Origin of the sequence: Agrococcus jenensis (assembly GCF_003752465.1) — a bacterium.
Classification (GTDB): domain Bacteria; phylum Actinomycetota; class Actinomycetes; order Actinomycetales; family Microbacteriaceae; genus Agrococcus; species Agrococcus jenensis.
The window spans coordinates 2,855,855-2,869,051 of record NZ_RKHJ01000001.1 but is presented as its reverse complement, the minus strand read 5'-3'; the positions used below and the strand labels follow the sequence as shown (position 1 = coordinate 2,869,051).

Genomic DNA, 13,197 nt, shown 5'->3' with positions numbered 1-13,197 from the left:
GTGTACCTCTCATGGGGATGCACGACGGCATGCCGACGGGCGGCAGGCCTGCGTCGGCACGGCGTGATGGTGCAATCGAGCTGCCGGCGCTGCCGAGGGATACGGCTGCTGCACGGCGTGAGCTCCAGCGACCGGCGCGGAGGTCGTGACCCCATCCGCTGCTCGGCAAGACGCTAGCGCGCTGCTCGACCCCTCAAGAGTAACAGAAGCGTAACGATTGTCTTGATTGTTGACCATGACCCGGCGTGGCGCTGTATACGGACGTCGTTATGATCACTCGTTTCCGGTCCACGGGTCCGGATGCGCAGGAACGACGCTGCCCCGCCGAGGAGCTCGGCGGGGCAGCGAAGCGTGTGCTGGGAAGCGGTCAGCCCCGGACGACGACCACCGCGGCGTCACCGTCGGTGTCGACGTTGCCGCTGGTCGAGATGCTGCCCGCGGCCGGGCGGATGATCGCGCAGTTGTAGGTCGAGCGCCCGAACGTGTTGTCGGTGACCGCGATGCCCTGCAGCGGGCCCTGGTCCTTCTGGGCGAGGTTCACGGAGCAGGCGCCGCCGTCGAGCCAGTTGCCGCTGATCCGCACGTCCGAGGTCGGGCCGGCGTCCTGCGTCAGCTGGATCGCGGCGTTGTTGCCGCCCTCGATGCGGTTGCCGGTGATCACGTAGTCGGAGCCGCTCTGGATCTGGATCGCGTCGTCGTGGCTCGGGCCGCCGCCGCGCGGGTCCGAGGCGAAGTGCAGGATGCCGTGGATCCAGGAGTCCTGGAGCGTGACGTCGCCGTCGCCCCAGAAGTGGGCACCGTCGAGCACGTTGCGGATCTCGAGGCGCTGGGCGTCGATGTGCGAGCCGCGCAGGCCGTCGGTCGCCCACGGGACGGTCGCGACGAGCTCGCTGTCGGTGATCGTCAGGCTGGCGCCGTCGGTCGCGCTGCGGACGAGCGAGTCCTGCGCGCCCGGCTCGCCGCCGCGGACGATCGAGTTGCGGATCGTGACGTTCGCGGCGCGGACGTCGACGAAGCCGTGGATGTCGAGGCCGTCGATCACGGTCCCCGGCTCGGTGATCACCAGGTCGCCCTGGTGCACCCGCAACGACGTGCCCGCGGGCACGCCGGTGTTGCTCGCGCCGGGCAGGCCGCCCGTCGGGGGTGCGGGTGCCGGAGCCGGCGCGGGTGCCGGAGCAGGCGCGGGTGCAGGAGCAGGCGCGGGAGCGGGAGCGGGTGCGGGAGCCGGAGCCGGTGCGGGTGCCGGCGCAGGCGCGGGTGCCGGGGCCGGCGCGGGAGCGGGAGCCGGAGCCGGAGCCGGAGCCGGAGCCGGGGTGGGAGCCGGAGCAGGCGCCGGAGCCGGGGTGGGAGCGGGAGCCGGAGCCGGAGCCGGAGCCGGAGCCGGAGCCGGAGCCGGTGCTGGCGCGGGAGCCGGTGCGGGAGCCGGGGCCGGTGCGGGAGCGGGGGCCGGTGCGGGAGCAGGCGCAGGAGCCGGGGCCGGGGCCGGTGCGGGTGCACGAGGCGGAGCGGGCTCCGGCCGCGGCTGCTCCGGCAGCTGCAGGTAGCGCGAGGGCGCCGGCTGCTCGGACTCCACCGCCGCGGGCTGGGCTGCGACGGGCTCGGGCGCCACGGGCGCGGGTGCTGCGCTCGCCGTGGGCTCGGGCGCGACGTCGGCCTCGGGAAGGGCCTCCTCGCGGCCCGCCGACGCCTCGCGGCCTGCAGCGCCGCGGCCGCCGAGTCCCTCGGCCGGGGTGGCCGTCTCGGACGACGTCGGGCCGGTGGAGAGCAGGGCGACCTTGGCGTCGACGCCAGCCTGCATCGGCGAGCAGGCCACGAGCAGGATAGCGCCCGCCGACACGACGGAGGTGGCGACGACGAGCCGCGTCCTGCGGCTGAGGGGCGTGGTGGTGCGGTGCTGAGGGGTCATGGAGTGGTGTGGCCTTCCGGTTGCACGATCACCACCGTCGCCGACCGTCGACGCATGGACGGGAGGCTCGGACTTGCACAAGGTGGTGGTTGCCGCGGAGCTGCACGCAGGGCACGATCACCGCTCGGCCGCTCATCCGACCCGGGCTCACGCTGCGTGCGATCCGGAGGGAGATGGGCTCCCGGTCCGCACGCGGCACGGCAACGATAACAGATTGATAACAGTGCTTGGCAAGCACGAAGTCTGATGGATCCATGGAACCGCCGGTGCGGCGCGCCGGTCGGGGCGCCGCCGCCCATACCCTCGACAGGCCATGATCCGCTTCGACGAGGTCTCGAAGACCTACTCCCGCAAGGCCCGCCCAGCCCTCGACGGCGTCTCCCTGGAGATCCTCAAGGGCGAGTTCGTCTTCCTCGTCGGCGCCTCGGGCTCCGGCAAGAGCACGCTCATCCGCATGGTGCTCCGCGAGGAGAGCCCGACCGAGGGCGAGGTGCACGTGCTCGGCCAGCGGCTCAAGGCGCTGCCCAGCCGTCGCGTGCCGTTCTTCCGCCGCAACCTCGGCGTCGTCTTCCAGGACTTCCGGCTGCTCAACAACAAGACGGTCTACGAGAACGTCGCCTTCACGCTGCAGGTCATCGGCAAGAGCCGCGGCTTCATCTCGGAGGCGGTGCCGGACGTGCTGAAGACCGTCGGGCTCGCGGGCAAGGCCAGCCGCCTCCCGCACGAGCTCTCGGGCGGCGAGCAGCAGCGCGTGGCGATCGCCCGCGCGGTCGTCAACCGGCCGCCGATCCTGCTCGCCGACGAGCCGACCGGCAACCTCGACCCGTCCACGAGCGCTGGCATCATGGCGCTGCTCGCCCGCATCAACGAGGGCGGCACGACCGTGGTCATGGCGACGCACGAGGCGTCGATCGTGAACGAGATGCAGAAGCGCGTCGTCGAGCTCGATGCCGGCGTCATCATGCGCGATGAGGCCTCGGGCAGCTACCGCAGGCAGCTCGCGTCGCACGCCGGGGAGGAGCTCGCATGAGGATCCAGCTCATCGCGAACGAGGTCTGGAACGGCCTGCGCCGCAACCTCTCGGTCGTCGTCTCGGTCGTGCTCGTCACCTTCATCTCGCTCTCGTTCGTGGGGGCGGCCATCCTGCTGCAGCAGCAGATCAACCAGATGAAGGGCTTCTGGTACGACCGGGCGCAGGTCGGCATCTACTTCTGCGGGCCGGTCGACGCGACCGACACCTGCACGCAGACCGCCGCGACCCCCGAGCAGATCGAGGCCGTGCGCAGCACGCTCTCGAGCGGCGCGATCGCGCCCTACGTCGCCGACGTGCAGTTCGAGGACCGCGAGCTCGCCTACCAGCACTTCATGGAGCAGTTCGGCGGCACCGCGAGCGCCGAGTTCGCGAGCCCCGAGACGATGAACGAGGCGCTCTGGGTGCGGCCCACGACGCCGCAGGACGCCGACCTCATCCGGGAGGCGACGACGGCGCTCCCGGGGGTGCTGGAGGTGCGCGACCAACGCGCGCTGCTGGAACCGATCTTCCAGGTCCTCAACACCGCGAGCCTGGCGGCGATCGGCGTCGCCGTGCTCATGCTCGTCGCCGCGGTGCTGCTGATCTCGACGACCATCCGTCTCTCTGCCTTCTCGCGGAAGCGTGAGCTCGGCATCATGCGGCTCGTCGGGGCGTCGAACCGCTTCATCCAGACGCCCTTCATCATCGAGGGGGTGGTGGCGGCGCTCATCGGGGCGGTGCTGGCCGCCGGCTCGGTCGTGGCGGTCGTCCACTTCGTCCTGCAGGGCTACGTGGCGCCGATGCTGCAGACCATCGCGATCGTGGGGCTCGACGACGCCCTCGTCGTCGCGCCCGTGCTCATCGGCATCGGCGTGCTCTTCGCCGGGGTGGCGGCGGCGGTCGCGATCCGCAGGTACCTCAAGATCTGATCCGGCTAGACTGGGCGGCTGCCCGGTGGTCGGGCACAGGATGCAGGAGCGAACCATGCCGCGCGAACAGGGCCAGAAGGTCGTGGCGCAGAACCGCAAGGCGCGCCACGACTACACGATCGAGGATCGCGTCGAGGCGGGCCTCGTGCTGACGGGCACCGAGGTGAAGTCGCTGCGCGCCGGCAGGGCGTCGCTCGTCGACGGCTACGCCTTCATCGAGTACGGCGAGGCCTGGCTCGACGCCGTGCACATCGCCGAGTACGGCCAGGGCACGTGGACGAACCACCCGCCCCGCCGGAAGCGCAAGCTGCTGCTCCACCGCGACGAGATCGACAAGCTGGCCGCGAAGGTCGCCCAGGGCGGCTACACGCTCGTGCCGCTCTCGCTGTACTTCTCGGATGGCCGGGCGAAGGTCGAGCTCGCCGTCGCGAAGGGCAAGAAGGAGTACGACAAGCGGCACGCCCTGCGGGAGCGGCAGGACAAGCGCGAGGCCGAGCGTGCCATGCGCACCCGCAACCGCCTGAACGAATGAATGCCGCCGAGTGAGCTGACGCCCGCGGTTCGACAATCGCCCGCGCAGCCGCTTGGATGGGCTCCGCCGGCAGGATTCACCCAGGGCCCTCCGGCGGAAGGCGAAATGCGAGTCGGCATCCTCACGTCCGGCGGCGACTGCCCCGGTCTCAACGCAGTCATCCGAGCCGCCGTGCTCACCGGCATGGTCCACCACGGCCTCGAGTTCGTGGGCATCCGCGACGGCTACCGCGGCCTCGTCGAGGGCGACGTCCGCGTGCTCAACCGGTCGTCGGTGCGCGGCACCTCCCGCATCGGCGGCACGATCCTCGGCACGAGCCGCACGAACCCCTACGAGGGCCCGAACGGCGGCGCGGCGAACGTCGCCAAGACGCTCGAGCGGCTCGGCATCGACGCCGTCATGGCGATCGGCGGCGAGGGCACGCTCGCCGCGGCCAACCGGCTCGCCGACGACGGGCTGCCGGTCGTCGGCGTGCCGAAGACGATCGACAACGACCTCGACGCGACCGACTACACGTTCGGCTTCGACACCGCCGTGCAGATCGCGACGGAGGCGGGGGACCGGCTCCGCACCACCGGCGACTCGCACATGCGCTGCATGGTGCTCGAGGTCATGGGCCGGCACGTCGGCTGGATCGCCCTCCACACGGGCATCGCGACCGGCGCGCACGTCACGCTCATCCCGGAGCAGCCGCGCTCGATCGAGTGGATCTGCGAGTACGTGCAGTCGGTCTACGACCGCCGCCGCGCGCCGCTCGTGGTCGTCTCGGAGGGGTTCAAGCTCGAGGGCATGGACGAGGAGTACTCGCGCAAGGGCCTCGACGCCTACAACCGGCCGCGCCTCGGCGGCATCGGCGAGGTGCTCGCACCGATGATCGAGGAGCGCACCGGCATCGAGTCGCGCTCGACGGTGCTCGGCCACATCCAGCGCGGCGGGGCGCCGAGCGGCGCCGACCGCGTGCTCGCGACCCGGTTCGGGCTCGCCGCGATCGACGCCATCACCGCGAAGGCGTGGGGGACCATGGTGTCGCTGCGCGGCACCGAGATCGTGCGCGTGCCGATGTCGGATGCGCTCGGCGACCTCAAGCGCGTGCCCGACCACCGCTACCGCGAGGCGGAGCTGCTCTTCGGCTGAGCGCCTTGCCGCGCGGACCGCGGGCGCGATATGATGACGGGCTGGCCCAGCCAGCGCGCCGGAGCGATCCGGCCTTGACAACTCCACAGCGTGCGACTCGCACACCCAGCACGGGGATGATCGGTTTCGACATCGTCTCGGTTGCTGCGGGAAGCGGGTAGAGGATGCAGGGTCATCTCTTCAACGCCCCCTGCAAACCCATAGGTGCCAACGCAAAGCGCACCGACTTCGCCCTCGCTGCTTAAGCGAGCCTGAAGTCCGTCAGACCGGAGACGCCCTCGCTCCGGACCCTGGCGTCATCTTGAGGGCTTGCTGCGATGCTGCGTCACAGGGCATCGCGGGACTTTTCCTGTGACTGGGCTCGTCGACCTAGGTGCTCAGGACAAAGGTCGGAGCCGAGCAGAACGCCTTCCCTGAGCTGCACCCGGAGAATCCGCACGATATGAGCGTTGGACGGGGGTTCGATTCCCCCCATCTCCACCATTCAGGCTGCGAGTCGCACGTTGTGAGAGTCCTCGATCGAGGCGCCCTGCTGCCCCTCGGCGGCTGCCGGCCGCTCGTCGTGCCACCACTACGCTGGTGGTCCACCGACGCTGCGAGGAGGCAATGGCGTGAGCGAGTACCGCGTGACGGACCCGTACACGGGTCAGGTCGTGAAGGAGTTCCCGACCGCGACGGATGATGAGGTGCGCGCCGCGATCGAGCGTGCGCACGCGGCGTACGAGCCGTGGCGGTCGACGCCGCTGCCGGAGCGGGCGGCGGTCCTGGGCCGGGCGGCGGACGCGTTCGCGTCGCGGTCGCGGGAGCTGGCGGATATCATCCGCACCGAGATGGGGAAGCCGCTCGGGCAGGGGGTGTTCGAGGCGGAGTTCTCGGGCGAGATCGTGCAGTACTACGCCGACAACGCCGAGGCGTTCCTCGCGGACGAGGTGCTGCAGGTCCGGTCGGGTGTGGATGCGCGGGTGCGGAAGTCTGCGCAGGGCGTGATCCTCGGCATCATGCCGTGGAACTTCCCCTACTACCAGGTGGCCAGGTTCGCGTTCCCGAACCTGATGCTCGGCAACACGATGCTGCTGAAGCACGCGCCGCAGTGCCCGTGGTCGGCGACCGTGATCGCCGAGATCCTCGCCGAGGCGGGGCTGCCGGCGGGCGCGTACGAGAACATCTTCGCCACCAACGACCAGATCGGCGACATCGTCGTCCCCGACCCGCGAGTCCGCGGCGTCTCCCTCACCGGGTCCGAGCGCGCGGGCGCCGCGGTCGCCGAGATCGCCGGCCGGCACCTGAAGAAGGTCGTGCTGGAGCTGGGCGGCTCCGACCCGTTCATCGTCCTCTCCACCGACGACATGGACGCGGTCGTGGCGGCGGCGGTCGAGACGCGGATGGAGAACTCCGGCCAGTCCTGCAACGCCTCCAAGCGGTTCATCGTCATCGACGACCTCTACGACGAGTTCACGCGCAAGCTCGGCGAAGCCATCACGGCGCTGCCGGTCGGCGAGGCCGATGACGAGGACGCGCTCGTCGGGCCACTGTCGTCGCAGGCGGCCGCCGACCGGCTGCGGGAGCAGACCGGCGCCGCGGTCGCCGAGGGCGCGCAGGTGCTCGCCGGCACCATCACCGCCTCCGGCGACGCCCGCATCACGCCCGCGCTGCTCGGCGGCGTCACCGACGAGATGGACGCGTTCCGCGAGGAGCTGTTCGGCCCCGTCGGCACCGTCTACCGGGCGACCGACGTCGACGACGCGCTCCGGATCGCGAACGGCACCCCCTTCGGGCTCGGCGCGCGCCTGTGGTGCACCGACCCCGAGCTCGCGGCCTCGGTCGCCGACCGCATCGACGCCGGCATGGTCTCGATCAACGGCGCAGGCTCCGAGGACTACGACATGCCCTTCGGCGGCACCAAGCGAAGCGGCTTCGGCCGCGAGCTCGGCCCCCACGGCATGGAGGAGTTCATGAACAAGAAGCTCATCGTCGGCTGACGAGCGCGCGCGCTCAGTCGAGCCAGCGCCGCAGCCGCGGCCGCACGGCCTTCGCCTGGGCGCGCGCCATCTCGCCCTCGAGCGAGGCCGCGGCGGCGCGCTCCTGCGCGTGGAGGAGCCCGAAGCTGAAGGCGTTGTCTCCGTCGAGGTGCGCCCGCACGCCCAGGTCGCGCAGCGCCTCGCGCGCCACCACGGTGTCGTGCTGCTCGCCGAGCACCGACTGCACGCGCTTCGCCGCGCGGGCGAGCCGCTCGGCGGGCTTGTTAAACGCGGGGGCGAGCACCTCTGCCGCGTAGCGGGCGCGCTTCGCCGCCTTCCTGGCCTCGTGCAGCAGCCCGTCGCGCGCCGCCGCGTCCGTTGCGGTGTCGGCCGCGTCGATCCGCCGTCGCATCCGTCGGTGCTCGCGGCGCATGCGCGACCGCAGCACGTCGGCCGCGGTGCGGGAGGCATCGGCGGTCCACGGCGGCGCCTCCGCGAAGCGCTGGAGGTCGTCCATGAGCGCCAGGTAGCGCTCGGAGCGCATCGCCTCGAGCACCGCGGCGTGCGCCGAGCGGCGGTGGGTGCGGAGGTCGTCGTCGATCCGCTGCGCGACCCGACCCAGCACGAGCTCGACGGGCTGCGCCGCGACGAGCTGCGCGAGCCGCCGCCGCTGCACCTCCGCGTCCCGCGCTGCGCCGAGCTCGCCGGCGATCCAGCGCAGCTCGCGCCGGATGCGCTCGACCGCCTCGCTGTCGAGGAGCGGCCGGAAGGTCGCGAGGATGCTCCGCAGCCGCCGCGCCGCGACGCGCATCCGGTGCACGCCTCCGTCGACGTCGGCGCGCACGAGCGGGTCGTGGATGCGCAGCGCATCCACCTGGGCGCGCAGCGCGGGCTGGAGCACCTCGCGCGCCTCGCTCTGCGGTGCCAGCGACAGCGCAGGCTCCGACGCGGTCGCAGCGCGATCGTCGCCGAGCACGCGCGCGAGCTTCGACCGGCTCGCCGCCGGCTTCGCACCGGCCTCGCCGAGCAGCGCGATCGCGGCGTCGAGGAGCCCGGGATCGCCGTCGACGACCTCGACCTCCCACTCCCGCCAGGTCATCGGCTCGCCGTCCGGCAGGGTGCGCGCGACGACGGTGTCGTCCGCCACCTCCACGAGCACGCGACCCGCTGCATCGCGGAGCCGGTGCGCGACCCTGCGCGTGCGCAGCTCGGCGATCGGCCGCAGCGGCTCGTCGCGCACGAACAGCTGTGCGGCCTCGCGGAGCTCCGCGGGCACACTCGTCCTCGCGCGGCCGAGCGGCAGCCGCAGCTCGTCACGGCCGTCGCCGCGCGCGGGCACCTTCAGGTGCCACCCCGCGTCGTCGCCGCCCGTCCGCCGTCGCAGCGAGATCCGCGCTGCCGCGAGCGCACCGCCCTCGGTGTCGAAGTAGGTCGCGGACAGCTGCTGCTCGACCGGCTCGTCGACGGCGGCGACCCCGTCGAGCCGGTCGAGCGGCGGCACGGCCGCATCGTCGGGAGCGTCGAGCTTGATCTCCACCTCGCGGTACCTCGTCGGCATGCGTCGGTTCTACACCCGACGGCCGTCCGCGCGCCGTGCGCTCAGGCGATCAGAGGACCGCGCCCACCATCGGCCGGCCCTCGGCCGCCCACTGCAGCGTGCCGCCCGCGACGTTCGCGGCATCCCGGCCCTGCTGCTCGAGGTAGGCGACCACCTGTCCGCTGCGCGCGCCGGAGCGGCAGATGACGGCGGCGCCGTCGGGCACCTCGTCGAGCCGGGCGACGACCTCGCTCATGGGGATGTGGATCGCGCCGACCGCGTGGCCGGCGTCCCACTCCTGCTGCCCCCGCACGTCGACGATGGGCATGGTCCCGACCTCGGCCGGCTGGATCTCGCGCATGGATTCCAGGCTAGCGCGAGCGCGGTCGGTGCCCGAGGATGGCGGGCATGGACGTGAGCACCTGCATCTGGTTCGACGGCAACATCGAGGAGGCTGCGCGCTTCTACGTCTCGCTCGTGCCCGGCTCGGAGGTCGGGTCGATCAGCCGCTACCCGGAGGGCAGCGAGTTCCCCGGCGGGACACCGGGGGAGGCGCTCACCCTCGACTTCACGCTCGCAGGCGTGCCCTACCAGCTGCTCAACGGCGGCCCGGAGTTCCCGCTCACCGAGGCCGTCTCGATCGCGCTGATCGTCGACGACCAGGACGAGGTCGACCGCGTGTGGGACGCGCTCATCGCCGATGGCGGTCAGGAGTCACAGTGCGGCTGGTGCAAGGACCGGTTCGGGCTCTCGTGGCAGGTCGTGCCGCGGCGCTTCGTCGAGCTCATGTCCGGCCCGAGCGCCGGCGCGGTCTCCGGCGCGCTCATGCGGATGCGGAAGATCGACGTCGCCGAGCTCGAGGCGGCCGCGGCCGGACGCTGAGCCCGCTCGCCCGCGACGTCAGTCGGCGAGGCGCGCGAGCAGCCCTGCGTGCAGCGCCCCGTTCGTCGCGAGCGCGGAGCCGTGCCACGGCCCGGCCTGGCCGCCGATCGACGTGAACGTGCCCCCGGCCTCCTCGATGACGGGCACGAGCGCCGCCATGTCGTAGGGCTTGAGGTCGAACTCCGCCACCGCGTCGATCGTGCCCTCGGCGAGCAGCATGTAGCTCCAGGCGTCGCCGTAGGAGCGCGCGCGCCAGACGTCGCGCTGCAGGGCGACCAGGTCGTCCATCCTGCCCGCGCCGTCCCAGCCCTGGATCGAGTTGTACGAGAGCACGGCGTCCGACAGGTCGGCGACCTTCGAGACGTGGATCTGCCGCGGCTCAGCCACGTCCGTCCACGCGCCCTGGCCCTGCGCCGCCCACCAGCGGCCGCCGAGCGCTGGCGCCGACACGACGCCGACGACCGGGTGGTGGTCGACGACGAGCGCGATGAGCGTCGCCCAGATGGGCGCGCCCCGCAGGTAGTGCGCGGTGCCGTCGATCGGGTCGATGATCCACTGGCGCTCCGCGTCGCCGGTCGAGCCGAACTCCTCGCCGAAGATGGCGTCGTCCGGCCGCTCCGACTGCAGCACGTCGCGGATGCGCTGCTCGACGGCGCGGTCGGCGTCGGTGACGTGCGTGGTGTCGGCCTTCGTCGTCACCTGCAGGTCGCGCGCGCCGAAGCGCGCCATGGCGATGGCATCGGCGGCGTCGGCCATCCGCAGCGCGAGGTCGAGGTCGTCGTCGTAGCGGGTCACGCGACCAGCGTACGACGGCGCGCGGACGCCCGGCAGGGCGCGAGCCCGGTCACTCCTGGTGCCGCTGCTCGCGGATCGCGACGAGCGTGCCGAGCAGCCGCTGCATCGAGTCGACTCGGCGCGCCTCGAGCCTGCCCTCGGCGGCGGCGATCGACAGCTCGCAGTACTCCTCGTCGGCGAGGTGGGTGCAGCCGCGCGGGCAGTCCTCGGCGACCGCGGCGAGGTCGGGGAAGCCGCGCAGCACGCTCGCGGTCGCGACGTGGCCGAGCCCGAAGGAGCGCACGCCCGGGGTGTCGATGATCCAGCCGTCGCCGAGCTTGAACGACACGGTCGACGACGAGGTGTGGCGGCCGCGGCCGGTGACGGCGTTCACGTGGCCGACGGCGCGCATCGCGCTCGGCACCAGCGCGTTCACGAGCGTCGACTTGCCGACGCCGGAGTGGCCGACCGCGACGGTGGTGTGGCCGTCGAGGCGCGCGCGCAGCGCCTCGACCGGCGGGTCGTCGATCGACGACCGCCACACCTCGATGTCGAGGCCCTCGAAGAGCGCCAGGAACGGCTCGGGGTCGGCGACGTCGGTCTTCGTGATGACCATGATCGGGGTGATGCCGGCGTCGAGCGCCGCGACGAGGTAGCGGTCGACGAGCCGCGGTCGCGGCTCGGGGTCGGCCGCCGCGACCACCATGAGCATGAGGTCGGCGTTCGCGACGATGACGCGCTCCACCACGTCGGTGTCGTCCGCCGAGCGCCGCAGCACCGTGGTGCGAGGCTGGATGCGCACGATGCGCGCGAGGGTGCCGGTGTCGCCCGTCGCGTCGCCGACCGCGTCGACGCGGTCGCCCGCGACGATCGCCTGCTTGCGCAGCTCGCGGGCGCGCGCCGCCGTGACGATGGCCTCGTCGTCCTCCCCGATGCGCACCGCGAGCGTGTAGCGGCCGCGGTCGACGGCGGTGACGATGCCCGTGATCGCGCTCTCGTGCTCTGGCCGCTGCTTCGACCGCGGCCGGTTGGCCTTCGGGTTCGGCCGCTCGCGCACGCTCGACTCGTCGTAGTCCTCGTACGGGTCCTCGTAGTCGCCCAGCCAGCTCATGCGAGCATCGCCGCCCACAGCTCGGGGAACTCCGGGATCGTCTTGGCGGTCGCGCCGATGTCGTCGACCTCGACGCCCGGCACGCGCAGCCCGATCACGGCGCCGGCGGTGGCGATGCGGTGGTCGGCGTAGGCGCCCCACGGACCGCCGGTGAGCGGTGCCGGTTCGACGCGGATGCCGTCGGGGAGCGCGGTCGCGACGCCGCCGATCGCGACGATGTCGTCGACGAGCGCGCGGATGCGGTCGGTCTCGTGCCCGCGGATGTGCCCGATCCCGGTCACCTCGACGGGCGCGGACGCGAGCGCGCCGAGCGCGACGATCGTGGGCGCGAGCTCGCCGGCGGCGCGCAGGTCGAGCGTCGCGCCGGGGATCTCGCCCCCGACCGCCTCGACCGTGAGCGTGCCGTCCGCGACGCGCGACGTCGCGCCAAACGGCGCGAGCAGCTCGGGGAGCAGGCGGCCGACCTGCGTGGTCCGGGCGGGCCACCCGTCGAGCACGACCCGGCCGCCGACGGCGACGACCGCGGCGAGGAACGGTGCCGCGTTCGAGAGGTCGGGCTCGATGTGCTCGTCGAGCGGTGCGATGGGCCCCGGCTCCACGCGCCACGACGCGCCGTCGCCCGCGTCGAGGGATCGCGCGTCGACGCCCCGCTGCCGCAGCGCCTCGAGCGTCATCTCGATGTGGGGGAGCGACGGCAGTCGGGAGCCGCGATGGTGGAGCGTCAGCCCCGCGTCGAAGCGGGCGGCGACGAGCAGCAGCGCCGAGACGAACTGGCTCGACGCGCTCGCGTCGATCGTCAGCTCGCCGCCCCGCACGCGGCCGGCGCCGTGCACCGTGAACGGCAGGCGCGGCGCAGCCGCCTCCACCTCGACGCCCAGCGCGCGGAGCGCCGCGATCGTCTGGTCCATCGGCCGCTCGCGCGCATGCGGGTCGCCGTCGAACGAGACCCGACCGTCGCCGAGCGCCGCCATGATCGGCAGGAACCGCATCGCGGTGCCCGCGAGCCCGCAGTCGATGGCCGCGCCGCCGGCGACCGGACCCGGCGTGACGACCAGGTCGGGGCCGAACAGCCCGTCGCCGGGGGCCTCGCGGATGTCGGCGCCGAGCGCTCGGAGCCCGGCGGCCATGATCGACGCGTCGCGGCTGCGCAGCGGCCGGTGGAGCGTGCTCGGACCGTCGGCCAGGGCGGCCAGGAGCAGCGCGCGGTTCGTGAGGCTCTTCGAGCCGGGCAGCTGCACGCGCGCGTCGAGGCGGGCGGTCGCCGTCGGCGCGGTCCATGGGCGGGAATGATCTGGTGCAGGCATCGGTTGCAATCTATCGGTCACGCGTCCAGCCGAGGAGGTGCCTGTGCCCACAGCCACACTGCCTGTCGCCCTCTCGGCGACCGCCGCAGCGACGACCGCGACACTAGACTCACCCGCG

At 72.8% G+C, this 13,197-nt stretch carries 12 protein-coding genes and 1 other RNA gene; 7 read left to right on the top strand and 6 right to left on the bottom strand.

All coding sequences use genetic code 11. The features are described 5' to 3' along the window. Positions 1-367 precede the first annotated feature (367 nt). Positions 368-1,105: a right-handed parallel beta-helix repeat-containing protein gene (locus EDD26_RS14875; RefSeq protein ID WP_211333870.1), complete on the bottom strand. Its 738-nt coding sequence runs from the start codon at positions 1,103-1,105 to the stop codon at positions 368-370. Between the two features lie 1,114 nt (positions 1,106-2,219). Here EDD26_RS14875 and ftsE point away from each other — a divergent pair. The 6 genes from ftsE to EDD26_RS14005 all read left to right on the top strand — a co-directional run bounded on the left by ftsE (position 2,220) and on the right by EDD26_RS14005 (position 7,492). After that, positions 2,220-2,936: a cell division ATP-binding protein FtsE gene (ftsE, locus tag EDD26_RS14030; protein WP_123698266.1), complete on the top strand. Its 717-nt coding sequence runs from the start codon at positions 2,220-2,222 to the stop codon at positions 2,934-2,936. Further along, on the top strand, positions 2,933-3,847 hold the full coding sequence (ftsX, locus tag EDD26_RS14025) for a permease-like cell division protein FtsX (RefSeq protein ID WP_123698265.1): 915 nt from the start codon (positions 2,933-2,935) through the stop codon (positions 3,845-3,847). The genes ftsE and ftsX overlap by 4 nt, the downstream gene beginning before the upstream one ends. 55 nt (positions 3,848-3,902) lie before the next feature. After that, entirely contained in the window at positions 3,903-4,379 is a 477-nt protein-coding gene (gene smpB / locus EDD26_RS14020; RefSeq protein ID WP_123698264.1) for an SsrA-binding protein SmpB, read from the top strand. A gap of 105 nt (positions 4,380-4,484) precedes the next feature. After that, positions 4,485-5,513, top strand: coding sequence for a 6-phosphofructokinase (locus EDD26_RS14015; RefSeq protein WP_123698263.1), 1,029 nt, complete (start codon positions 4,485-4,487; stop codon positions 5,511-5,513). A gap of 112 nt (positions 5,514-5,625) precedes the next feature. After that, positions 5,626-5,996: a transfer-messenger RNA gene (gene ssrA, locus EDD26_RS14010) on the top strand. A 128-nt stretch (positions 5,997-6,124) separates the two neighbouring features. After that, positions 6,125-7,492: an NAD-dependent succinate-semialdehyde dehydrogenase gene (locus tag EDD26_RS14005; protein WP_123698262.1), complete on the top strand. Its 1,368-nt coding sequence runs from the start codon at positions 6,125-6,127 to the stop codon at positions 7,490-7,492. A 13-nt stretch (positions 7,493-7,505) separates the two neighbouring features. Here EDD26_RS14005 and EDD26_RS14000 read toward each other — a convergent pair whose 3' ends face one another. Both EDD26_RS14000 and EDD26_RS13995 read right to left on the bottom strand, forming a co-directional pair. Next, entirely contained in the window at positions 7,506-9,029 is a 1,524-nt protein-coding gene (locus EDD26_RS14000; protein WP_123698261.1) for a CYTH and CHAD domain-containing protein, read from the bottom strand. A 49-nt stretch (positions 9,030-9,078) separates the two neighbouring features. After that, positions 9,079-9,369, bottom strand: a complete 291-nt coding sequence (locus EDD26_RS13995) for a rhodanese-like domain-containing protein (protein WP_123698260.1) — start codon at positions 9,367-9,369, stop codon at positions 9,079-9,081. Positions 9,370-9,416: 47 nt separating this feature from the next. Between EDD26_RS13995 and EDD26_RS13990 the strand changes: the two genes are divergently transcribed. Beyond that, positions 9,417-9,890 carry a VOC family protein gene (locus tag EDD26_RS13990; RefSeq protein WP_170165644.1) on the top strand — a complete coding sequence of 158 codons (474 nt, stop codon included), beginning with the start codon at positions 9,417-9,419 and terminating at the stop codon, positions 9,888-9,890. A gap of 18 nt (positions 9,891-9,908) precedes the next feature. Here the strand turns inward: EDD26_RS13990 and hisN are convergent, their stop codons facing one another. The 3 genes from hisN to aroA are packed head-to-tail and all read right to left on the bottom strand — an operon-like array spanning position 9,909 to position 13,079. Beyond that, positions 9,909-10,685, bottom strand: coding sequence for a histidinol-phosphatase (hisN, locus tag EDD26_RS13985; RefSeq protein ID WP_281273322.1), 777 nt, complete (start codon positions 10,683-10,685; stop codon positions 9,909-9,911). A 49-nt stretch (positions 10,686-10,734) separates the two neighbouring features. Continuing rightward, on the bottom strand, positions 10,735-11,775 hold the full coding sequence (gene rsgA, locus EDD26_RS13980) for a ribosome small subunit-dependent GTPase A (RefSeq protein ID WP_123698625.1): 1,041 nt from the start codon (positions 11,773-11,775) through the stop codon (positions 10,735-10,737). Next, entirely contained in the window at positions 11,772-13,079 is a 1,308-nt protein-coding gene (aroA, locus tag EDD26_RS13975) for a 3-phosphoshikimate 1-carboxyvinyltransferase (RefSeq protein WP_123698258.1), read from the bottom strand. The genes rsgA and aroA overlap by 4 nt, the downstream gene beginning before the upstream one ends. Positions 13,080-13,197: the final 118 nt, after the last annotated feature.